Here is a 20732-nt window from a genome sequence, read left to right on the forward strand (position 1 = left end):
TAGGAAACTTTCTTCAACGTTTCGCCCTGGAGGGCTCATGCGCGGTTTCACCCGCCGCCTCGTCGCCGGGGTGGCTGTAGCCTCGGCTGTCGTGGCCGCAGCACCCGCTCCCGCACAGGCACACTCGGACGACTCATATGCCAAGGTCGCGTACTTCACGCAGTGGGGTATCTACGGCCGTAACTTCCAGCTCGCCGACGTGCAGAGCTCCGGTGCGGCGGCCCGGCTGACCCACCTCAACTACGCGTTCGGCCCGGTCACCGCGGACGGCGTCTGCGCCTCCGCCGACCCGTGGGCCGACTGGCAGACGCCGTTCTCCGCGGAGAACAGTGTGGACGGTGTCGCCGACGTGGCGGGCCAGCCGTTCGCCGGGAACCTCAACCAGATCGCCGAGATCAAGGCGAAGAACCCGAAACTCAAGGCGCTCATCTCGCTCGGCGGCTGGACCGGATCCCGGTACTTCTCCGACGCGGCCCTCACCGACGCCTCCCGGAAGAAGCTGGTCAGCTCCTGCCTCGACCTGTGGATCAAGGGCAACCTGACCGGCCTGCCCGAGGGGGTGGCGGCCGGCGTCTTCGACGGCGTCGACCTGGACTGGGAGTGGCCCGGCTCGGCCGGCGAGGTGGGCAACGTCATCCGGCCCGAGGACAAGCGGAACTTCACCCTGCTGGCCGCGGAGTTCCGGGCCCAGCTCGACCGGCTGGGCCGGACCAACCGGAAGAAGTACCTGCTCACCGCGTTCGTGCCGGCCGCGCCCGCGAAGATCGCGGCCGGGTTCGAGGCCAACCGGATCTTCAAGTACCTGGACTTCGCCACCGTGCAGGGCTACGACTTCCACGGCACCTGGGAGCCGGTCACCAACCAGCAGTCGGCGCTGCGCGTACCGGCCGGGGCGCCGGACAACCCGGACTTCTCGGCGGAGAACGCCATCAACGCCTGGATCGCCGGTGGGGCCCCGAAGCGCAAGCTGGTGCTCGGCGTGCCCTACTACTCGCAGGGCTGGACCGGGGTCACCGGCACCGGCAACGGCCTGTTCCAGCCGGCCGCCGGCCCGGCGCCGGGCGTCTTCGCCAACGGCGTCGAGGACTTCAAGACGGTCGAGAAGCTGCCCGCACAGGGCTTCACGGTGCACCGGGACCTGCGCAACGGTCACGCCTGGCTGTTCGACGGCACCACCTTCTGGACGTACGACGACCCGGCGGTGATGGTGCAGAAGGCGCTCTACATCCGGGCCAAGGGCCTGGGCGGCGCGATGATGTGGTCGCTCGACGGTGACGACGAGAACGCGTCGCTCACCAAGGCCATCTCGGCCGGACTGCGCTGACGGACCCGAGGCGGTGCGCCCATTCGGCGCACCGCCTCGCCCGTTCGGCGCATAGGGGATCGCCCGATCTTCCGATGCCTCGTTAGCGTGACGTAACGCACACGCAACGGAAGTGACAGAGGTGACCCATGGCTGAGCCGGAACGTCCCCGAACCGATAGAAGTCCCTGGAACTGGCTGCTCCTGGTGCCGATCGTGGTGCCGCTGCTGACCTTCCTCTACAACCACGACGAGCCGCGTCTCGCCGGTTTCCCGCTCTTCTACTGGCTGCAACTGGCCTTCATCCTGCTCGGCGTCGGCACCACGACCCTCGTCTATCAGATGACGAAGCGGGGCCGGTCATGAGCGACCACATCACCGAGATCGTCATCTTCACGGTCCTGTTCCTGCTGGTCAGCGGGATGGGCTTCGTCGCCTCCCGATGGCGGGCGCCGCAGGACATGGCCCATCTCGACGAGTGGGGGCTGGGCGGCCGCAGCTTCGGCGGCTGGATCACCTGGTTCCTGGTCGGTGGCGACCTCTACACGGCGTACACCTTCGTGGCGGTGCCCGCGCTGATCTTCGGCGCCGGAGCGGCCGGCTTCTTCGCGGTGCCCTACACCGTGATCATCTACCCGCTGTTCTTCCTCATCCTGATCCGGCTCTGGTCGGTGTCGCACCGGCACGGCTTCGTGACACCGGCCGACTTCGTGCGCACCCGGTTCGGCTCGCCGACGCTGGCCCTGGTGGTCGCGATCACCGGGATCGTGGCGACCATGCCGTACATCGCCCTCCAGCTGATCGGCATCGAAGCGGTGCTCAAGACGATGGGCGTCACCGGTGACAGCGCCCTGGCCCGGCATCTGCCGATCATCATCGCGTTCGCGATCCTGGCCGCCTACACGTACCAGTCCGGGCTGCGGGCGCCCGCGCTGATCGCCTTCGTCAAGGACACGCTGATCTACATCGTGATCCTGGTGGCGGTGCTGTGGCTGCCCTACAAGCTGGGCGGCTGGAACGCCATCTTCGACGCCGCCGACGCGAAGTTCCAGGCGTCCCCGGCACCCAACGACGGCATCCTGCTCAACGCCAACAACCAGGTGCAGTACTTCACCCTGGCACTCGGCTCGGCGCTCGCGCTGTTCCTCTACCCGCACAGCATCACCGGTGTGCTGGCCAGCCGGAACCGGGACGTGATCAAGCGCAACATGTCCGCGCTCCCGGCCTACAGCCTGCTGCTCGGCCTGATCGCGCTGCTCGGCTACATGGCCGTCGCGGCCGGGGTGAAGCCGCTGCCCGGCGCCAAACCCGGCAGTGTGGACAGCAACACGGTCGTGCCGATCCTCTTCGACCAGCAGTTCCCGGCCTGGTTCACCGGCATCGCGTTCGCCGCCATCGGCATCGGCGCGCTGGTCCCGGCGGCGATCATGTCGATCGCCGCGGCCAACCTGTTCACCCGCAACATCTACAAGGAATACCTGCGCAAGGACGCCACCCACGCGCAGGAGGCGAACGTCGCCAAGATCACCTCGCTGGTGGTGAAGATCGGGGCGGTGGCCTGCATCGTCTTCCTCGACCCGCAGTTCTCCATCGACCTCCAGCTGATCGGCGGCGTGATCATCCTGCAGACGGCGCCCGCCGTCGTCCTCGGCCTCTACACCCGGTGGCTGCACCGGGGCGCGCTGGTGGCGGGCTGGGCGGCCGGCATGGCGCTCGGATTCTGGATGCTCTGGCAGATCCCGAACGCGGCGACCGGGCGCAAGCACTTCGGCGGCTCGGCCTTCCCGCTGTCCGAATTCGGGTTCGACAGCACCCGGACGATCTACGTGGGCTTCGTGGCGGTGCTGGTCAATGCGCTGGTCGCGGTGCTCGTGACGCTCGCCCTGCGGGCCGCCAAGGTGGCCGAGGGGGTCGACGGCACCGTGCCCGGCGACTACCTCGCCGACGAGGGCGACCCCCGCATCGAACGGGAACGCGCCGGCACGATCGACAACATCTCGTCGACCTGACCCTTTCCCTATGCTCGCGGCAGTGGCAGATGCGGAACCGGAAAGTCCGATCGGTAGCTGAGCTCGCCGGCCTCGTCACCCCAGCGGTCGGCGAGGCCGGCGGCCCATTCCCGGTACGCCGTCCCGGCGGCCGGCCAGACAAGGACCGTCTCGTCGTCGCCGGCGACCACGGTCAAGGCGCCGTCCGTCTGCCGCAACTCCGCCCACACCCCGCCCCGCCCGTCCAGAAGAGTCACCACCGCGCCGGCCGGAAGCGACGCCGCGGCCGCGGCCAGCCCCACCGGCAGGGCCGTCCCGTCCGCGGCCGGGGCCACCGGGGAAGGCGGCACCCGGCGCGGCACCGGCCGCAGCCACAGATCCAGGACACCCGGCCGGTCCACGATCTCCAGCACCCCGGCCGCCACCCGCCAGCCGGCGCTCGGATCCGGCCCCGGGCAGCGTGCCGGCGGCGGCCCGAGCAGCTCCGTCACCTCATCGACGGCGGCCCGGAACCCGTCCCGCCGGGCCAGCACCGCCTCCGGCCCGGCCGCCTCGTCCCGCTCGGCCAGGCTCAGGTACAGCGCGGTCACCTCGGCGCCGAACAGGAACGCGCCCGCGTTGCCCGGGTCCGCGTCGAAACGGCAGCTCACCGTTCCCTCTGAGGGGGCACGCCACACCCAGCCGGCCGCCGTGACCAGATCCGGCAGCTCGTCCGCCGACCAGCCCCAGCCGGTCCGGGCGAGCGCGGCCACGGTCCGCGCCAGAACGCTCACCACGACCCCCGTTCCACCAGCACCGGCGGCCATTCTCGCGCATCAAGGTCACATAGTCGCGCGGCCGAGCATGCGAGCGGAATCTCAGCATTGGCCCGACTTGGCATAATTGTCCGATAGGGGCCGAATTCTAGCGGCGCGGTGCGCTCACGTCGTACCTCGGAGGGGTTTGATCGCGGTCTCGGCCGGGCCGAGAGACCTGCCCGAAGGGCGGCGGACGAGTCGGCCTGTACGCCGGACGTTGTGCTCTAGGTTGCCCTGGACCTGCGGAAACGCCGCCGCCAGGTGCGTCCAGGGCGTGTCGAGGGCGTCGGGGCCTTTTTGGGCTTACCGAACAGAGCGTCGATCGCGGCGCGGGTTCGTTCCTCGCTGGCCGGCATCAGGTGGGTGTAGGTCCGGAGGGTAAAGCCCGGATCGGCGTGGCCGAGGTAAGCCGCGACGGCCTTGATGGTCTCGCCCGCGTCCAGCAGGGCCGAGGCGTAGAAGTGACGCAGCGCGTGCATCCCGTTGTCCCGGCTCCGATCCAGCCCAGCCTGTTTGACGGCGGGATGCCAGAAGTCCGGGTTGAAGTGGCTGCGGTTGATCGCGTTCTTCCGGGTGGTCGTGAACAGCAGGGTGACGGTGACCCGTTTGTCGTTGTCCGGGTCTTCCCAGGGCAGGGTGACCGATCGCGGGGGTACGTCGATGATGTGCTGAGCCAGGATGTCGGCAATCGCATCCGACAGCGGAATCCGGCGTTCCTTGTTGTTCTTCGGCAACCCGAAAACGAGCCGGGATCGCACTCGCTTGACCTGTTGCCGCACAGTGATCCAGCCGTCGGCGAAGTCGATGTCGTCCACGGCGAGGCCGAGGATCTCACCCTGCCGCATTCCGCACGCACTACCGAGGTCGACCATCGGCTGATAACGCGCCGGTATCGCCGCTCGGACGGCCCGAACCTGGTCCAGGGTCCACGGCACGATTTTGCGTTCATTCGGGCGGGGCTTGTCCACCGACTTCGCGGAGCACGGGTTCTTGCCGAACTTCTTGTTGTGCCAGCGGCCCTGACGGGAGGTGTCCTGGATGCCGCGCACGTCGGCCAGGCCGTGAGCTGCTTCGTGCAGCAGGGTCACGAGGATCTCTGCCGGGGAGCGCTTGAGTCCCTCGCCGGAGACGAGCACCTCGGGCAACTGCCGGTCGCCGTGCTGCCAGCGCAGCGAGGCGAAGTGGCCCCACTTCATGGAGGCCTTCGGGGTGGCCGGTGAGCCGGACCCGACGATCAGGACGACCTCGGGAACCTCGGGATGCCGGGCACGGATAGCGGCCCACGCGGTTTCCAGAGCGGAGACGATCCCGGCGGAGGTGAAGGGTTGACACGTACGTGTCAGGTCCGCGATCGGGGGTGTGGTCATGCGGCGGCCCTCCGAGGGGCGCGGCCGGTGAAGAAGTACAGGTCGACGCCCGCGGGTACACCGGCTCAGGCCGGACCGGGTCGGGTTCGCGCGAGTAGCCGAAGCCCTTGTCGGTGACGGGCGCGGCGGTGGTGCGGTGGAGGTGACGGCACCGGCGGTGCCAGCGGCTACGGGTTGCGGTCCTCATGAGCGGGCCGCCAGCCAGGCGAGGAAGCCCTCACGGGTGGGCCAGGTGTCGTTGTCGAGGCAGGAGTCGGCGTAGGTTTCGACGTCGTCCTCGGACGCGTGCGTCCAGTCGTATTCGTCGGCCGCCGCCCGGAGAGTGGCGATGACGTTCTCGGCGGACTGGTCGTCCTGGTCGTTCCACTCGCTCACACACGCGGGACCAGGCTCGAACAGCCCGGTGATCTCACCCCGGTCAGCGAGGTAGCCGAGCAGGTACTTCCACGCCCGGTAGTTGTCGTCGGCGGGCTTCCGGTCGTTCCACAGCGGAAACTCGGTGATCGTGCCGTTCGCGGCCATGCCGAGCGCACCGGTGGTGCAGGCCGGCGGGAAGGGCCGTGCCGAGCCGTAGGAGTAGCCACGGATCCAGCCGTGCAGCTCGATGTAGCGGGCGGCTCCGCGCAGGATCAATGCCGGGGTCACCACAACATCGGTGGTGGTGTCGGCGGCGGGGCCGGTCGGGTTTTGGGTACGGTTCATGACGCCACGTCCTTTCGGGGCGGTGGTGGTGGCCGACGGGCCGGGCTGCTTTCCAGGGCTAGGTCCCGGTTCGTCGGCTGTTCCTATGGGTTTGTGCTGGTGATGCCGTATGTCAGCGGCGCTTGGCCGCGTAGGTGGCGAGATGCCGGCCGACCGGGCCGTACGGGCAGCGGCGGCAGGTCACCGCGTTGCGGGTGAAGCGGTAGGGCTTGCGCCAGGCGCCGCAGGCGGTGCAGCGGATAGCGATGGCGCGGCCGTGGTGATTGCGGCGCACGCGAGGGATCAGTGCAGTGGTAGTCATGCGACAGCCCCCAGGTTGGGAGTCGTGGCGTTGGCGGCCCGGGTGCGGCGCACCGAGGCGGCGTAGTCCGCGACGCGGATGATGTCGTCGTTGGTCATGTGGGCGGCTTTGAGCGCTACCGGGATGCCGTCCTCGGCGAGCAGTAGCCCTTCGCCCTGGTTGTTGGGGTCGATCCGGGCGGCGGAATAGCCCCGGTTGGTCCAGCCGTGACCGAGCACCACGTCGGACGACGAGTCGTCGACACACCGGCCTGCCCACCGCCAGGCGAACAGGCATCGCAGCGAGGTCGGGATGATGTCCGAGCTCGGCCGCTGCGTGGCTGAGGCATCGACGATGCCGACCGCCCGGCCCCGCGCCGCGATATCGCGGTTGAGCGCCGAGAAGTGGTCTTGCTCGATCTTCGTCCCGACGGTGGCGGAGAAGTACGCCAGTTCGTCGATGGCGAGCAGAATGCGACGCATCACGTCGTCTCGCACGATCTTCTGCCGCCGTTGGCTGTCGAGGTACTCGTAGCGGTTGTCCATCACCTTCTGGAGCCGTTCCAGGGTGTCGATCGCGTGATCGAGGTCCGGACCAACGAAAACGTCGGCGCATTCGCGCCACAGCCCGAGTTCGACCAACTTGCCGTCGATCAGGACCAGGTCGGTGTCGTCGCTGAGGGCGGCGTGTCCGACAACGTTGTTGAGCAGGGATGACTTACCCGCGCCGGGTTCCCCGCCGAGCAGGATGTTGCGGTAGATGAGCGACAGATGGACCGGCTGGCCGAACTCGTCGAGGCCGATGAACAGCGGGTCGAAGATGGACAGGTTCGGACCGACCGGGGTGTACGGCCGGGCGAGGGGTGAACTCATCGCGAGGCTCCGATCGGAAAGGGCAGGAATGGTCCGGCGTGGTGCTGGTGACGTGGAGTCGATGACCACGCCGGAGCCGGTGAAAAGGCGTTGACACGTACGTGTCAGCGAGGGTTAGGCGTAGTCGTTGCCGTCGTAGTCGTCCGAGGGCGACGGGTCCGGCGTGCGTGCACGACGCGGGCGGGAATCGTTGATGTCCGGAGAGCGCCGCGAGCGCACCGGAATGTCGTTAAGGTTGACGCCGACCGGAGGAACGACCGGAGAGACCGGAGCATCGGCCGGCATGCCGTCCGGAACGTGGTCCGGCAGGTTCGACAGCACCGTGTTCGCCAGCGTGTTGCGGCGGGTGACGTCGACACGGATCAACGGCGCGTACTTCGGTGACGCCGGAGCGATCCGGACGTTCTTGGCCCAGCAGGCCACCGCCATCCGGGCGAGCTGGTCTTCCTTCTCCAGGTCGGGCAGAGCCAGACCGGGCCGCAACCAGATCCACACCCGTTCACCCGCCGGGGTAGGCCGGGCGAGCAGGATGAACGGCAGGGTGCCCTGCCGGTTGCGAGCCACGAACGCCGCGAAGCACATCCGCAGCCGATGCCGCACCGTCAGGCACCAGAACACCGCCATCAACCCGTACCGGATCACCCGCACCAAGACGGAGACCAGCGCCAGCGTGACCACCAGGCCGAGCGACAGCCACAAGGGCGTAGCCAGCATGAGCCAGGTCCAGCCGTAGACCAGGAACACCCCGAGCAGCATCTCGGGTGTCCACCACCAGACGATCCGAAAGATCGGCCAGGCGATGACCAGGAATCCGAAGACCACACCGAGGACGAAGCCGGACGCGATACCGACGGCACCGCCCAGGATGGGGTGCATGTAGTGCGAGGCGACCGTGCCGCCCAGCAACGCGGTCACCAACAGCGTGACCCAGAACGCGATGATCGCCTTACGGCGCTGACTGTGAGCGATCGGGGCCTCAATGACCGTGAACGACTGCCCCTTGCCGTTACCGCCGATCAGTCGGCGGCGGCTAGACTTCTGCACAACGATTCCTCCCTCTCCGGAGGGCTAGGAGTTGGGTTGAACAGGTGCGGGGCCGCTCGTGGACGCCAATCTCTGGCGACCCCGCCTCCTGTGAGTCGGTGGCTTCAGGAGCCAGGCGGATAAGAGGTCAGGCAGCCTTGCTGAGCGCCGTCGGGCCGGACACGACCTCCAGAGCGGAAGCCTTGTAGGCCACACCGGAGCGGGTCTTACCGTTCTGCTCCGAGACCCAGGGCAGAGCCTCCAGGTCACGCGGAACGACCTGGTCACCGTCCTGCACGTTCGGCCGCTCGGCGCTGACGATCGTGACGTTGAGCTGACCGCTCCACTTCTTGCCGGGCGTACGACCACGACCGAACATCGGAGCGGTCCACATCGGCAGACCCGTGTCACGGGTGTCGATCTTCTGCGCACCCTTGTCATCGAGCTTCGGCATGATCTCGTCCGCCATCTCGAAGATGACGTTCGTGATGTCCAGCATCAGACGCGGCTGAGTGCTCACGCGGGGCTGGTTAGACATTGCTGACTCCTTGATTTGGTTACGACCGACCATCGGTCCTACTTCAAGGTAGACACGAGGACTCGTGTACACAAGTGGAATCGCATGAAATCGCCAAGATCTTTACCGCGCCGTCTACCGAGCCGGAAGAGAGTAGAAGAGCACGAATGCTGCGCTGTCCATGATGGTGTCGCAGACCTCCACTACCCGGCCCGACGCGACCGCGGTTCTGACCAGGTGCAGCACTGGCGAACCCGCTGGTAGCGATAGATGCCGCGCCTCGTCCTCGGTTGGCATCCGCGCGGAAATCTCCTCGTCGTAGCGCTCGAAGACGAGGCCGTGGTCCTCCATGCGGCCGTAAATTCCGCCGGGACCCGGGTTCTCCTGCTCAATCGGAGTGCCGGCCGCGATGTCGAGCGGGATGTAGGACGTGGCGAACTCGGTCGGCTGGCCCTCAACGAGGTACCGGCGACGACGCACGAGGACGGCCGTGCCCGGAGGTAGTCCCAGTCGCGAGGTGATTTCGGGTGGAGCATCGCCTTGGCCAACGTAGATGACCTCCACGCTGAACTTTCGTTCGTTGGCCTCCATGTCCACCGTGAAAGCGGCTTTTCCTTCATGGCGGCGCGCGAATCGATCCGATGACAGCCGTTTGACCGGGGGCCTGCGTCGGACGAACCAGCCCTTACCGTGCTCCGAGATGGCTAGGCCATCCGTAACCAGCACGCTAAGCGCTCGCCGAGCGGTTACTCGGCTGACTCCGTAGTCTGCGACTAGAGAGCTTTCTGACGGGAGCTGCGAACCCGGAGGGCGCTCGTGGGATTCGATGTCGGCGCGTAGGTGATCCGCGATCTGCCGGTACACGGCTCGATCGCTTGCTGGGTCAATGCGCCGCAGTGCCACGCTGGCTTCCTCCCGGCATGTATACATGTGTCGTCAACATGTTACCATGCTTCTATGACAACGGCCCGAGAGCACCACTCCGTGAGCGTTGCCGCTGCGGTGGTCGATGACGCTGGCCGCCTTCTTGTGATCAGGCGTCGCGACAACGGCCGGTGGGAGCCGCCAGGCGGAGTCCTGGAGATGACCGAGTCGATAACCGAGGGTGTCGTCAGGGAAGTCCGTGAAGAAACGGGTCTGACCATCGAGCCCGTACGACTGACCGGGGTCTACAAGAACATGGTGCTTGGAGTGGTCGCCATCATGTTCCAGGGGCGAGTCGTTGGAGGATCTATCGCTACCTCGGATGAGACCGCCCGCGTTGAGTGGTGGACTCCCGAAGAGGTGGCCACGGGCATGGATCCGGCCTACGCCATCAGGATGCTCGATGCGGTACGCGAAAACGCGGAGCCCGCAGTCCGTGCGCATGACGGAGTGAATCTCCTACCGAACGGCTCCCCGTTGTAGGCGTGCAGGCAGGCGTCTTGCAGTGGCCCAAGCCCTATAGCCATTTGTGAGAAGTTTCTGTACGGGTTCAAGGCGGCCCGCTTCGCGAGCCGCTCGCGCCGCCCAGCGGGGCCGGGCCGGAGGCCCGCCGCCGGACGCCTCTGCTGCGCGGCGGCGCCGTCGGTTCCAGCCCGGCGGCAGGCGCGAAGTAGAGAAAGGCCCCAGCCTCGCTATGAGACTGGGGGCCTTTTGACATTCTTCTAAGGGAACCGGTCTTGTGTTGCCTTTCTAAGGAAACCGGCGGACAAGCTCGATAAGGGCGTTTGGTCCCTCGACTAGTTCGGTGCTCGGACCGCGTCGTTCGTAAAACTTGCCGTCGTGTGTAACCGGAGACCGACCTGGCTTCGGCTCAAGTTTCCATAGAAGGTAGTTGCGGTATCTAAACGGGCTTAGTGTGGCGGCCAGAGCGTCGGCGAACTCCGGCTGTAGCTTAGAATTTTTGATCCGATTTATGAGCCATCGGAAGTGCTCGTCGACGGACCGTTTTAAAGCCTCAAGTTCGTGTTGTGTCCCAGTTATATAGAACCGGTCGAGCCTGGTGGCCTGAACTTTTGAGAAATTCTCGACTGCTTTCGCGTCCTTCAGGTCATCGGCGACACCAAAGAATATAAGTCCAGACGATGAAGGTCGTGTGTTCGCCATCGCGCTGGCGGTCCTGAGTACCTTCTCAAAGCTGGCGTCGTCGAACATCCCCGCGTTATTCAGTCGACAAAAGCCCTGTTTGAGTTCGAATAAAGCTTCCTCCGTAAGGGCCATCCGAAGAGTCGACTCAAACCGAAGCGCGTGTTCCTGAAGTTGCAAACTATGTCTATCGGTGGTTCGCGTAAAGTGGGGTCGCAATAACCCCTTAACGGCGTTGATCAGTTGAGATTTTCGCTCACCACCCCAGTTGCCACCGCCTGGAATGCTGAGGTCTCGGTCCCAAAAGCCCTTGAGGGCATCCGCAAACTCGTTTCGACTTTTGGGTACGAGGTTCTCATCGTGAACCAGTTGGGCGACAGCGACGAATAGTGCGTGGAAGTGGCGAGGAACTCCCCGCGGATTTTGCTGGGTAACAGTCCAGGTGGCGTACGGGGAGTCTGCTACATCCAGCGTTTCCTTGAAGAGGTCAAGGACCTCCATGAAACGCCGCTCTACCTCCTTCGGCCCGAGGGTGAGGAGACGGGTGTGAACGATCGCCGCTGAGGTGGCTCCACCCGCACGATCGTCCCCGTATGCTGCGTTCCGATATTCCGAGCCACTGCTAGCAAGTGGCTGCAGGATAAGGTCTAGTAGAATGTCGAGAACCAGTTCCTCATCACGTGACTCACGCACTGCATCGCGGGATAAGATGCCCTGCTTCACCCAGAAGATCTCAGCGTCATAAATGCCGTATTCTAGCTGGCGATTTGTGATGCTGATCTTCGGCATATCTTCTAGTTTGACGTAGTCGGTGAGAGACGCGTCGCCTCGTACGGCTGCACTGATTTTGCGCACCAGGTTGGCTATTTCTACTGTTGCGCCCGCCTGGCGGATTTCTTGGAGGCTGAGATGGCGACCGGAAGAGTTAATTCTGCGGAACACCTCGTCAACTGATGACTCACTTGCTGACCTGTAGGTCGAGACTGGAAGCAGATAGTTGGCGAAGTCTCGACACTGGCCCCTGTCGAGCATAGGTTCGCGCTGCGTAAGCTTGGTGTGGTCCTTTAGGTACTTAGTGTCTGCGAGAGTCTCGAGGTCAAAGTATTTACCGTCGATTGGGAATTCGTTCTCGATAAAAGCAAAGATCGCGTTTAGCCGTTGTAGGCCGTCGATGACCTCCAAGCGCGCGGCCTCCTCATGCACCGTCTCCGCTAGAAGGATGAGAGGTATAGGGAGGCGCTCGAGGACGGAGTCAACGAGCTTTTCCTTCTCCTCAACCGACCAAACCAGTTTGCGCTGGTAGCGTCGGTTAACCAGAAAGCGGCCCTTCGTGTACTGACTGTAGAGTTGCTGCAGACTCTCGCCTTGTACCGAGAGTTCCGTCTCCGTTGGTCCGGTCACCGTGTCTGCCCTCCTCGTGCGAAATCTATCTGATGAGCCCTTTCGGTGAAGGGGGCAACCGGCATGTCCTCGCCGGACGGGCAGGCTCCCGGGATGGACTGGCAACGACGGGCACTCACCGTGAGTGATGGTGTTTGGTAGGGGTCGGGTCATCCCGATCGCCTGCCCAGAGGGATACCAGCTCGCTGGCCGGATGCCAAACGATGGAGCTATTTGGCATCCGGCCAGCGACCCGGTATGGCGGAGCCCAGGCGACCGGGATGACCCTTCGGCGTCGAGGTTGCGGGGCGTCTTCAGGGCGTCAGGGCGTGGCCAGGGCGTCTGACGGCGACCAACGCTGACTGATGTTGCCCAACAGCGCCTATATATCTATATATAAGGAGAGGTCAGCGCCACCCCGGTGGCCGTGACCTTGAGGGCGGCGGACGAGTCGGCCTGTACGCCGGATTCTGTGGCCGGTGACCGTGGTCGCCGGTGGCGGCCATCCATCTAGGCCTGCCGTTGCCGGCAGGCTCGAGCAGCCTACCCGCAGGCTCGGGCGAGCAGCCCTCGAACGCCTGCGCCGGCCACCGCCTTGCGGCGTGTGGCCTTGCTTGGCCTTGCTCCGGGTGGGGTTTACCGAGCCACCCCGGTCACCCGGGGTGCTGGTGAGCTCTTACCTCACCGTTTCACCCTTACCCTCCCCGAAGGGAGGGCGGTCTGTTTTCTGTGGCACTTTCCCGCGGGTCGCCCCGGGTTGCCGTTAACAACCACCCTGCTCTGCGGAGTCCGGACGTTCCTCGGCGACGCCCCTGCGGGCGCCGACGCGGCCGCCCAGCCGACTCGTCCGTCGCGCCGCCATCCTACGTGCCGGGGAGGTCGTGGGCCGGGCGGGGAGCAAGATCACCGGGCCGGGTGGGCGGGAAGCACGTAGATTCACTCACGCCATGGATTTCACGCACATCCTGCTTCTCGTCGCGGCCGGCGTCGCGGCCGGGGCGGTGAACGCGATCGCCGGTGGTGGGTCGCTGATCACCTTCCCGACCCTGATCGCCACCGGGCTGCCGACGGTGGACGCGAATGTCACCAACTCGGTCTCGGTGTTCCCGGGGTATGTGTCCAGCGTCGCCGGCAGCCGGGCCGACCTGGCCGGACAGGGTCGGCGGGTCCGGGCCGCACTGCCCGCCGCGGTCCTCGGATCGGCCGCCGGGTGTGCGCTGCTGCTGCTCACGCCGGCGCGGGCGTTCGAGATCGTGGTGCCGTTCCTGGTGCTGGGGGCGGCGGCGACGCTGGCGTTCCAGGAGCGGCTGCGCGGGCTGGTCGGGCACCCGCGGGCGATGTCACCGCGGCGGGCCGCGGTCACCTTACCGACCGTGGTGTTCGCCGGCGCTGTCTACGGTGGGTATTTCGGCGCCGCGCTCGGGGTGATGTACGTGGCCGCGCTGGCGCTGATCCTCGACGAGTCGCTGAAGCGGATCAACGCGCTGAAGAACGTGCTGTCGGCGGCGGTCGGGTTCGTGACGCTGGTGGTGTTCGCCGTGTTCGCGGACGTGGACTGGGGTGCGGTGGCGATTCTGGCGCCGGCCGCGGTCGTCGGCGGTTATGTGGGGGCTCGGCTCGCCCGGCGTCTGCCGCAGCGGGTGCTGAAATACGTCATCGTCACGTTCGGTACGACGGTGGGCCTCATCCTGCTCTACCGTGCCGTCACCGGCTGACCGTCGGTCATCTGCGCAAGGGGGACGGTGCGCTTTCGGCGTACCGGGCAGGGGTTGTCGTTGTTTTCGGAGGGTGACCGGAAATCACCAGCCGGCGGCGCGCGGGAATTGATGGCGGCGGATGCCGCCGGCCAGGTTGAGCAGCAGCTCCAGGGCGTCCTCCTCGTCGAGGCCGTGCAGGTTGCGGCAGGGGAGGGCGCGTAGCGCGCGGGGGAGTTCGGCGGCGTCGAGTCGCAGAACGATCAGCCGGCCGACGATCGCCGGCGCCCGCAGCAGGGTGGCCCAGTCCTCGGCGGTGGCCCGGTGTTCGGCGGAGATCAGCAGGAGCACCGGATCGGTGCCGCCGAGGCCGGCGGCGAGCCGGCGCACGAAGCCGGGGCCGGCCGGGTCGAGGTGGACGTCGTGGCCGGCGGCCCGCAGCTCCAGAGCGATCCACTGTGCCCAGGGTTCGTCGGCGGGGGAGTGGGAGACGAGTACGGGCACGCCCCCAGAATGCCGGACCTCGGTCCACAGTGCTGGCCGCGGTTCGACGTCCGTCGTTGGAGGGGTGTGAGAATGTCGTCCGTTGACGTGCAACTTGCACAACTCATAGTGTCGAACCCGTGACTGCGGGTGGATCCTGGGGGAAACAGGTGAGCCTGGTCACGGGGGAAATCCTGGCAAAGCATCCGAAATCGAGGAGAGCTCGATGACTGTCGCGATCGGGATCAATGGGCTCGGGCGGATCGGCCGAAGTGTGACCCGGATCGTGGCTTCCGCCTCGAACCCGGGTGTGCAGATCGCCGCGGTCAACGACGTCGCGTCGACCGACAAGCTGGCCTACGGGCTGCGCCGGGACAGTGTCCGCGGCGCCTTTCCCGGAACGGTGACCGCGAGCGGGGACTATCTCGTGGTGAACGACCACGCCATTCGGGCATTCCACCACGAGCGCCCGGAACGGATTCCCTGGGCGGAGGAGGGCGTCGACGTGGTCATCGAGGCCACCGGCCGGTTCCGCGCCGGGACGGCGGCCCGCTCCCACATCATCCACGGCGGCGCCCGCAAGGTGGTGATCAGCGCCTCCGCCGACGACCCGGACGCGTTCCTGGTGGTCGGCGCGAACCACAAGAGCTACGACCCGGCGCTGCACGACGTCGTCTCCCCGGCCTCGTGCGGGGTGAACGCGCTCACCGTGATGGCGAAGGTGCTGCTCGACCGGTTCGGGCTGCGGTCGGTGAACACGTCGGTGATGCTGGCCGCCCAGAGCTGGCAGCGGGTGCAGGACTCGCTGGTCGGCACGTCCCGGGAGGATCCACGGCTGGGCCGGGCCACCGGCGAGAGCATCATCCCGCACAACTATGTGGTCGGTGACCTGGTCCGGGTGGCGCTGCCGGAGATCGGCGAGATGCGGTACAGCTACTACTGCGTGCCCACCCCGATCGGGTCGCTCGCCGAGCTGTCCGGGCAGACCGATCGGCCGGTGACCGCCGACGAGGTCAACCGGGCGATGGCCGAGGCGGCGGCCGGGCCGCTGCGCGGCATCCTGGCGTACGACCCGGACCCGACCGTGTCGATCGACGTGAAGAACAATCCGGCGTCCTGCCTGTTCGACCCCTCCGGCACGCAGACCACCGCGGACGGCGGGGTGAAGGTGCGCGGCTGGTTCGACAACGAGTGGGGCTTCTCCAACCGGCTGCTGGACCTGGCGAGGCTGGTGGGCGACCGTTTACCGGTTCCGTCCAGCCGGGTGACCTGGAGCGTCGCCTAGGCTTTCCCCGTGATCGACCTGTCTGACGTGCGGGCCGCGGCGCAACGCGTCGCCGGCCGGGTCCGGCGTACCCCGGTGCTCGCGGCCGGGCCGGACCTCTGGTTCAAGCTGGAGTTCCTCCAACACGCCGGTTCGTTCAAGACCCGGGGCATGCTCAACCGGATCGTCGATCCGCCGGCGGCCGGGATCGTCGCGGCCTCCGGCGGCAACGCCGGCCTCGCCGCCGCCTACGCGGCCCGCGAGCTGGGCGCCGCGGCCGAGGTGTTCGTGCCGGTCACCGCCCCGGCGGTCAAGGTGGCGAAACTCGGCAAGCTGGGCGCGCGGGTGGTCCAGGAGGGCGCGGAGTACGCGGAGGCGTACGCCGCGGCGACGATCCGCGCCGCGGAGACCGGCGCCCTGTTCTGCCACGCCTACGACGGTCCGGAGATGGTGGCCGGGAACGGGACCATCGGGCTGGAGCTGCTGTCGCAGGTGCCGGACGGGTTCGACACCGTGCTGGTGGCGGTGGGCGGCGGCGGCCTGATCGGTGGGCTTCGTGCCGCTCTCCCGCGGGACATCCGCATCGTCGGGGTCGAGCCGGTCACGGCCTGTGCGTTCCATGCCGCGCAGCGGGCCGGTCATCCGGTGGACGTGCCGGTCTCCGGTGTGGCGGCGGATTCCCTGGGCGCCCGGCGCATCGGGGATGTCGGGTTCGCCCTGGCCCGTGACGCGATCTCCGTACTGGTCGAGGACGACGCCATCGTCGACGCCCGCCGGCGGCTGTGGGACGACTACCGTCTCGTGGTCGAGCACGGCACCGCCGCCGCGTACGCCGCCCTGCTCACCAAGGCCTACCAGCCGGAACCGGGCGAGCGCGTGGTGGTGCTGCTCTGCGGGGCCAACACCGATCCGGCCGATCTGACCGGCTGACTCCGGGCCTGTGATTCGTGCCCCACAGGCAAGCATGGTCACCTCATGAACCGCCGCGTACGGTCGATCCGTACTTGAAGTGTCAAGTGCACAGGGAGAGGGCATGCCGGTTCGTACGCGCGTCATCGTTCCGCTCGAGTTCCCCGACGGGTACCGCACCACCGCCGAGGTGATCACCTTCACCGGGCTCGCCGATGGGAAGGAGCACCTCGCGCTCGCCCTGGGCGACGTCGCGGAGGCCGGGGTGCCACTGGTCCGCATGCACTCCGAGTGCATGACCGGGGATGTCTTCGGCTCGCAGCGCTGTGACTGCGGCCCCCAGCTGCGGGAGGCCGTGGAGCAGATCGCCGAGGCCGGTGGCTACCTGCTCTACCTGCGCCAGGAGGGCCGCGGCATCGGGCTGTACGCGAAACTCGACGCGTACGCCCTCCAGGACCTCGGGATGGACACGTACGAGGCGAACCGGGCACTCGGCCACGGCGACGACGAGCGGGACTACACCGCCGCCGCGCAGATGCTCGAGGCGCTCGGCGCGCCCGCCGTCGACCTGCTCACCAACAACCCGGACAAATCCCGCCAGCTGCGGGATCTCGGTGTCGAGGTGCGGGCGGTCCGGCGCACCGGGGTGCACGCCTCCCCGGTGAACGTCCGCTACCTCCAGGCGAAGGTGGCGCACACCCAGCACACGATCGATCTGGCCCCGGCGTCCTGAGGTTTTCCCTCAGTTTTCCCCGGACCCGCCGAACCAGGGAACGTGGGAATCGAGGGAGTGAACTCGCGCATCGCGGAGATCCAGAGCCGGATCATCGCCTTGCAGACTCAGCAGGCCACGACCACGTCGGCGAGGGCCACGTCCACCCAGGGCAGCTTCGCCAGCCATCTCCAGGGCGCCATCGCGTCCACCGCGCCGGCCGGCAAGACGACCTACAAACTCAACAGCAAGGGCGTTCCGGAAGATCTTGCCGCGTACGGGAACGGCAAGATCCCGGAGACCGCCCTGGGCCGGGTCGGCAACACCGGGCACAAGCTCTGGGCCCCGGCGGCCGAGTCGCTGAACGGCATGATCGAGGACGCCCGGCGGGACGGCGTGGAGATCGGCATCACCGACTCGTACCGCCCCTACGCCGAGCAGGTCGACCTGGCCCGGCGCAAGGGCCTCTACTCGCAGGGCGGTCTGGCGGCCAAACCCGGCACCAGCGAACACGGCTGGGGCATGGCCACCGACCTGGACCTCAACGCCAAGGCGCTCGCCTGGATGCGGAAGAACGCCGGCAACTACGGCTTCGTGGAGAACGTGGCGCGGGAGTCGTGGCACTGGGCGTACCGCCCGCCCACCTGAGTTCTCAGGCGCGGCAGATGATCTCGCCGTGCGGGATGATCAGCCACCCGTCCGGATCGCCGGCCCACCGTCGCCACCCGGCCGAGATCCGTTCCAGGCCGGCCTCGGTGGCCGCCCCGATGCGCAACGCCGTGGCGGCCATCTCCGACCTCAGCACCCGCTCCTCCCACATGCCGCCCCACCACCGCCGGTCCTCGTCGTCGGCGAAGCACCACACGCTCGCCGTCGCGGTGACGTCGGTGAACCCGGCCGCCCGCGCCCAGGACAGCAGCCGCCGCCCCGCGTCCGGCTCGCCGCCGTTGCCGCGGGCCACCCGCTGATAGAGATCCAGCCACTCGTCCAGCTCGGGCACCAGCGGGAACCAGGTGAAGGCCGCGTAGTCGCTGTCCCGGGCCGCGACCACGCCACCCGGCCGGGTCACCCGGCGCATCTCGCGCAGCGCCTGAACCGGGTCGGCCACGTGCTGGAGCACCTGGTGGGCGTGCACCACGTCGAAGCTGTCGTCCGGGAAGTCCAGGGCGTGCACGTCGCCGACGGCGAAACCGACGTTCGCCGGTCCGCGCCGCGCGATCTCGGCGCGGGCCAGGTCCAGCGCCTCGCCGGTCTGCTCGAGGGCGGTCACCCGGCCGGGCGCCACCAGCTCCGCCAGCTCGGCCGTGATGGTGCCCGGACCGCATCCGACGTCCAACAGGGAAATTCCGGAGGAAAGATGCGGCAGCAGGTACGCCGCCGAATTCTCTGCGGTGCGCCAGCGGTGCGAGCGCAAGACCGACTCGTGGTGTCCATGGGTGTAGGTCGCCATGGACCTCACGCTAGGCCCGCCGTCCGATAATGTGGGACAGTTGTCCCAGATATTGAGCAACCCGATTTCAGGATCAGCAGTTCAGAACGTATTTTGGTGGCCATGAGGATCGGTATCGTCGGTGCGACGGGGCAGGTCGGTGGCGTCATGCGCCGCATCCTGGCCGAGCGCCAGTTCCCTGTGACCCAGCTCCGGCTCTTCGCCTCCGCGCGCAGCGCGGGCCGCACCATCCCGTGGGGCGACGGCGAGGTGACCGTCGAGGACACCGCCACGGCCGACTACTCCGGCCTCGACATCGTGCTCTTCTCCGCCGGCAAGGGCGGCTCGAAGGAGTTCGCGCCGCGCTTCGCCGAGGCGGGCGCGGTCATCGTCGACAACTCGTCGGCGTACCGGATGGATCCGGACGTCCCGCTCGTCGTCGCCGAGGTCAACCCCGGCGCCGCCCGCGTCCGCCCGAAGGGCATCATCGCCAACCCCAACTGCACCACCATGGCCGCCATGCCGGTGCTGCGGCCGCTGCACGACGAGGCCGGGCTGGTGTCCTTCATCGCCACCACGTACCAGGCGGTCGGCGGCGCCGGCCTCGCCGGTGTGGCCGAGCTCGACGAGCAGATCAAGAAGGTCGCCGACCGGGCCACCGCGCTCACCCACGACGGCTCGGCGCTCGAGTTCCCCGAGTCCAAGGTCTTCCCGCAGCCGATCGCGTTCAACGTGATCCCGCAGGCCGGCTCGTTCGTCGACGACGGCAGCTTCGAGACCGACGAGGAGCAGAAGCTCCGCAACGAGAGCCGCAAGATCCTCGACCTGCCCGAGCTGCTGGTCTCCGGCACCTGCGTGCGGGTCCCGGTCTTCACCGGGCACTCCATCCAGGTGAACGCCCGGTTCGCCCGGCCGCTCGGCGTCGCCCGCGCCCGGGAGATCCTGGCCACCGCGGCCGGCGTCGAGCTGTCCGACGTGCCCACCCCGCTCCAGGCGGCCGGTCGCGATCCGTCCTACGTGGGCCGTCTCCGGGTCGACCCCACCGCGGAGAACGGGCTGTCGTTCTTCATCTCCAACGACAACCTGCGCAAGGGCGCCGCGCTCAACGCCGTCCAGATCGCCGAACTGGTCGCCGCCGAGCTGCGCTGACGACCCGGTTTTTCGCACCGCACCGCCCCGGCCGAACCCTCGGCCGGGGCGGTTCTTCTTCCACAATGGAAATCGCGGGACATTTTGCCCGAATCGGTAGCGCTTGGCCGGTTTTAGCGGCACAGTGATGGAATGAACGACAGTGGGCTGGGCGCAGGCTACTTCTGGTGCCTCCGCGACCACCGAGTGGAGAGCGGCGACGACGTGTGCCCCGCTCAATACCGGCTCGGTCCCTACACCACGGCGGACGACGCGACGCGGGCACTCGAGACGGTCGAGAAGCGCAATGCCGAGTGGGATGCCGAGGACGCCCGCTGGACAGGGGAAGCCAGCTGACGTCAAGCGCCGTACCGGCCGACCGGCGCCGGACCGCGCGTCTGCAGTCATTCCGCAAGCGTCTGCAGTCATTCCGCAAGGAGGAACACCTCGATGCCCGCTGCCAAAAAAACCCCGAACCCTAAACCCCCTCCCGGTACGGGCCATCGCACAGCCACCGGATCCACGCCGGCCCCCCGGTCCTCGAAGCCCCAGGGCGCGACCCCCGCCACCGTCGCGAAGCAGGCTGTACCCGGTGCGGCCGGGGCCAAGGGCGCCGGCTCCGGGGAGACGGCGCGGAACGGTGCGGCCAAAGCCACGGCCGGTGGCCGGAGATCCGTGGGGCGAGCGGGGGCGCACCGCGGAGCCGGGGTGACGATTCCGATCAGCGCGGCGGGCGACAGCGGGCGGACGACGGGTACGCGGCGGGTCGCCGCCGCCCTGGGCAACCCGCCGAAGAATCAGGTGACCGTATCCACCGG

At 67.6% G+C, this 20732-nt stretch carries 22 protein-coding genes, 1 other RNA gene and 1 pseudogene; 11 read left to right on the forward strand and 13 right to left on the reverse strand.

Annotated features, from left to right (window positions below; genetic code table 11):
- Nucleotides 1-37: 37 nt before the first annotated feature.
- The 3 genes from J5X75_RS12835 to mctP all read left to right on the forward strand — a co-directional run bounded on the left by J5X75_RS12835 (nt 38) and on the right by mctP (nt 3311).
- Nucleotides 38-1324 carry a glycoside hydrolase family 18 protein gene (locus tag J5X75_RS12835; protein ID WP_208467567.1) on the forward strand — a complete coding sequence of 429 codons (1287 nt, stop codon included), beginning with the start codon at nt 38-40 and terminating at the stop codon, nt 1322-1324.
- Between the two features lie 128 nt (nt 1325-1452).
- Nucleotides 1453-1668 carry a DUF3311 domain-containing protein gene (locus J5X75_RS12840; protein ID WP_208467568.1) on the forward strand — a complete coding sequence of 72 codons (216 nt, stop codon included), beginning with the start codon at nt 1453-1455 and terminating at the stop codon, nt 1666-1668.
- Nucleotides 1665-3311 (forward strand): monocarboxylate uptake permease MctP, encoded by a 1647-nt coding sequence (gene mctP, locus J5X75_RS12845; protein ID WP_208467569.1) that lies wholly within the window; start codon nt 1665-1667, stop codon nt 3309-3311. Before J5X75_RS12840 ends, mctP begins: the two co-directional genes overlap by 4 nt.
- A gap of 8 nt (nt 3312-3319) precedes the next feature.
- Here the strand turns inward: mctP and J5X75_RS12850 are convergent, their stop codons facing one another.
- The 9 genes and pseudogenes from J5X75_RS12850 to J5X75_RS46380 all read right to left on the reverse strand — a co-directional run.
- Nucleotides 3320-4063 carry a DUF6301 family protein gene (locus tag J5X75_RS12850; protein WP_208467570.1) on the reverse strand — a complete coding sequence of 248 codons (744 nt, stop codon included), beginning with the start codon at nt 4061-4063 and terminating at the stop codon, nt 3320-3322.
- Between the two features lie 248 nt (nt 4064-4311).
- The gene (locus tag J5X75_RS12855) at nt 4312-5283 is read right to left on the reverse strand and encodes a tyrosine-type recombinase/integrase (protein ID WP_238487764.1); all 972 of its coding nucleotides are present in this window, start codon (nt 5281-5283) and stop codon (nt 4312-4314) included.
- 354 nt (nt 5284-5637) lie between these two features.
- The gene (locus tag J5X75_RS12860; RefSeq protein ID WP_208467572.1) at nt 5638-6156 is read right to left on the reverse strand and encodes a DUF6197 family protein; all 519 of its coding nucleotides are present in this window, start codon (nt 6154-6156) and stop codon (nt 5638-5640) included.
- Nucleotides 6157-6268: 112 nt separating this feature from the next.
- On the reverse strand, nt 6269-6457 hold the full coding sequence (locus J5X75_RS12865) for a hypothetical protein (RefSeq protein ID WP_208467573.1): 189 nt from the start codon (nt 6455-6457) through the stop codon (nt 6269-6271).
- Complete coding sequence (locus J5X75_RS12870) at nt 6454-7308, reverse strand: FtsK/SpoIIIE domain-containing protein (protein ID WP_208467574.1); 855 nt, start codon at nt 7306-7308, stop codon at nt 6454-6456. Before J5X75_RS12870 ends, J5X75_RS12865 begins: the two co-directional genes overlap by 4 nt.
- 114 nt (nt 7309-7422) lie before the next feature.
- Complete coding sequence (locus tag J5X75_RS12875) at nt 7423-8352, reverse strand: hypothetical protein (protein ID WP_208467575.1); 930 nt, start codon at nt 8350-8352, stop codon at nt 7423-7425.
- Nucleotides 8353-8479: 127 nt separating this feature from the next.
- Nucleotides 8480-8851: a hypothetical protein gene (locus J5X75_RS12880; protein ID WP_208467576.1), complete on the reverse strand. Its 372-nt coding sequence runs from the start codon at nt 8849-8851 to the stop codon at nt 8480-8482.
- A gap of 132 nt (nt 8852-8983) precedes the next feature.
- Nucleotides 8984-9439 carry a GntR family transcriptional regulator gene (locus J5X75_RS44215; protein ID WP_238487765.1) on the reverse strand — a complete coding sequence of 152 codons (456 nt, stop codon included), beginning with the start codon at nt 9437-9439 and terminating at the stop codon, nt 8984-8986.
- 93 nt (nt 9440-9532) lie between these two features.
- Nucleotides 9533-9778 (reverse strand): annotated as a pseudogene (locus J5X75_RS46380) (GntR family transcriptional regulator); the annotation flags it as partial.
- Nucleotides 9779-9805: 27 nt separating this feature from the next.
- Between J5X75_RS46380 and J5X75_RS12890 the strand changes: the two are divergent.
- A complete protein-coding gene (locus tag J5X75_RS12890; RefSeq protein ID WP_208467578.1) occupies nt 9806-10255 on the forward strand; it encodes an NUDIX hydrolase in 450 nt (149 codons plus the stop codon).
- A gap of 267 nt (nt 10256-10522) precedes the next feature.
- Here J5X75_RS12890 and J5X75_RS12895 read toward each other — a convergent pair whose 3' ends face one another.
- Together J5X75_RS12895 and rnpB are read right to left on the reverse strand one after the other, a co-directional pair.
- Nucleotides 10523-12316, reverse strand: coding sequence for a GmrSD restriction endonuclease domain-containing protein (locus tag J5X75_RS12895; RefSeq protein WP_208467579.1), 1794 nt, complete (start codon nt 12314-12316; stop codon nt 10523-10525).
- 422 nt (nt 12317-12738) lie between these two features.
- An RNA gene (gene rnpB, locus J5X75_RS12900) (RNase P RNA component class A) lies at nt 12739-13141 on the reverse strand.
- A gap of 101 nt (nt 13142-13242) precedes the next feature.
- On the opposite strand from rnpB, the gene J5X75_RS12905 reads away from it, so the two are divergent.
- Entirely contained in the window at nt 13243-14010 is a 768-nt protein-coding gene (locus tag J5X75_RS12905; RefSeq protein WP_208467580.1) for a sulfite exporter TauE/SafE family protein, read from the forward strand.
- An 84-nt stretch (nt 14011-14094) separates the two neighbouring features.
- On the opposite strand, the gene J5X75_RS12910 is transcribed toward J5X75_RS12905, so the two are convergent.
- Nucleotides 14095-14493 carry a toll/interleukin-1 receptor domain-containing protein gene (locus tag J5X75_RS12910; RefSeq protein ID WP_208467581.1) on the reverse strand — a complete coding sequence of 133 codons (399 nt, stop codon included), beginning with the start codon at nt 14491-14493 and terminating at the stop codon, nt 14095-14097.
- A 205-nt stretch (nt 14494-14698) separates the two neighbouring features.
- Here J5X75_RS12910 and J5X75_RS12915 point away from each other — a divergent pair, with 205 nt between their 5' ends.
- The 4 genes from J5X75_RS12915 (at nt 14699) to J5X75_RS12930 (ending at nt 18005) form a co-directional block, all read left to right on the forward strand.
- Complete coding sequence (locus J5X75_RS12915) at nt 14699-15757, forward strand: type I glyceraldehyde-3-phosphate dehydrogenase (protein WP_208467582.1); 1059 nt, start codon at nt 14699-14701, stop codon at nt 15755-15757.
- A gap of 9 nt (nt 15758-15766) precedes the next feature.
- Complete coding sequence (locus J5X75_RS12920) at nt 15767-16666, forward strand: serine/threonine dehydratase (RefSeq protein ID WP_208467583.1); 900 nt, start codon at nt 15767-15769, stop codon at nt 16664-16666.
- A gap of 103 nt (nt 16667-16769) precedes the next feature.
- A complete protein-coding gene (locus J5X75_RS12925; protein ID WP_208467584.1) occupies nt 16770-17378 on the forward strand; it encodes a GTP cyclohydrolase II in 609 nt (202 codons plus the stop codon).
- Nucleotides 17379-17420: 42 nt separating this feature from the next.
- Nucleotides 17421-18005 (forward strand): M15 family metallopeptidase, encoded by a 585-nt coding sequence (locus J5X75_RS12930; protein ID WP_208467585.1) that lies wholly within the window; start codon nt 17421-17423, stop codon nt 18003-18005.
- A gap of 4 nt (nt 18006-18009) precedes the next feature.
- Here J5X75_RS12930 and J5X75_RS12935 read toward each other — a convergent pair whose 3' ends face one another.
- On the reverse strand, nt 18010-18807 hold the full coding sequence (locus J5X75_RS12935) for a class I SAM-dependent methyltransferase (protein WP_208467586.1): 798 nt from the start codon (nt 18805-18807) through the stop codon (nt 18010-18012).
- 102 nt (nt 18808-18909) lie between these two features.
- On the opposite strand from J5X75_RS12935, the gene J5X75_RS12940 reads away from it, so the two are divergent.
- Both J5X75_RS12940 and J5X75_RS12945 read left to right on the forward strand, forming a co-directional pair.
- A complete protein-coding gene (locus tag J5X75_RS12940; RefSeq protein ID WP_208467587.1) occupies nt 18910-19935 on the forward strand; it encodes an aspartate-semialdehyde dehydrogenase in 1026 nt (341 codons plus the stop codon).
- A 132-nt stretch (nt 19936-20067) separates the two neighbouring features.
- A complete protein-coding gene (locus tag J5X75_RS12945; protein ID WP_208467588.1) occupies nt 20068-20271 on the forward strand; it encodes a hypothetical protein in 204 nt (67 codons plus the stop codon).
- The last annotated feature ends 461 nt before the right edge of the window (nt 20272-20732 follow it).

Origin of the sequence: Actinoplanes flavus, from assembly GCF_017592555.1 — a bacterium.
GTDB classification, from domain to species: domain Bacteria; phylum Actinomycetota; class Actinomycetes; order Mycobacteriales; family Micromonosporaceae; genus Actinoplanes; species Actinoplanes flavus.

What these genes read in the sequence shown, in the direction of transcription:
- J5X75_RS12835 (WP_208467567.1), top strand. Translation starts at nt 38, where the DNA reads ATGCGCGGTTTCACCCGCCGCCTCGTCGCCGGGGTGGCTGTAGCCTCG.
- J5X75_RS12890 (WP_208467578.1), top strand. Translation starts at nt 9,806, where the DNA reads ATGACAACGGCCCGAGAGCACCACTCCGTGAGCGTTGCCGCTGCGGTG.
- J5X75_RS12840 (WP_208467568.1), top strand. Translation starts at nt 1,453, where the DNA reads ATGGCTGAGCCGGAACGTCCCCGAACCGATAGAAGTCCCTGGAACTGG.
- J5X75_RS12945 (WP_208467588.1), top strand. Translation starts at nt 20,068, where the DNA reads ATGAACGACAGTGGGCTGGGCGCAGGCTACTTCTGGTGCCTCCGCGAC.
- J5X75_RS12935 (WP_208467586.1), bottom strand. Translation starts at nt 18,807, where the DNA reads ATGGCGACCTACACCCATGGACACCACGAGTCGGTCTTGCGCTCGCAC.
- J5X75_RS12905 (WP_208467580.1), top strand. Translation starts at nt 13,243, where the DNA reads ATGGATTTCACGCACATCCTGCTTCTCGTCGCGGCCGGCGTCGCGGCC.
- J5X75_RS12915 (WP_208467582.1), top strand. Translation starts at nt 14,699, where the DNA reads ATGACTGTCGCGATCGGGATCAATGGGCTCGGGCGGATCGGCCGAAGT.
- J5X75_RS12870 (WP_208467574.1), bottom strand. Translation starts at nt 7,308, where the DNA reads ATGAGTTCACCCCTCGCCCGGCCGTACACCCCGGTCGGTCCGAACCTG.
- mctP (WP_208467569.1), top strand. Translation starts at nt 1,665, where the DNA reads ATGAGCGACCACATCACCGAGATCGTCATCTTCACGGTCCTGTTCCTG.
- J5X75_RS12855 (WP_238487764.1), bottom strand. Translation starts at nt 5,283, where the DNA reads ATGAAGTGGGGCCACTTCGCCTCGCTGCGCTGGCAGCACGGCGACCGG.
- J5X75_RS12925 (WP_208467584.1), top strand. Translation starts at nt 16,770, where the DNA reads ATGCCGGTTCGTACGCGCGTCATCGTTCCGCTCGAGTTCCCCGACGGG.
- J5X75_RS12940 (WP_208467587.1), top strand. Translation starts at nt 18,910, where the DNA reads ATGAGGATCGGTATCGTCGGTGCGACGGGGCAGGTCGGTGGCGTCATG.
- J5X75_RS12865 (WP_208467573.1), bottom strand. Translation starts at nt 6,457, where the DNA reads ATGACTACCACTGCACTGATCCCTCGCGTGCGCCGCAATCACCACGGC.
- J5X75_RS44215 (WP_238487765.1), bottom strand. Translation starts at nt 9,439, where the DNA reads ATGGAGGCCAACGAACGAAAGTTCAGCGTGGAGGTCATCTACGTTGGC.
- J5X75_RS12860 (WP_208467572.1), bottom strand. Translation starts at nt 6,156, where the DNA reads ATGAACCGTACCCAAAACCCGACCGGCCCCGCCGCCGACACCACCACC.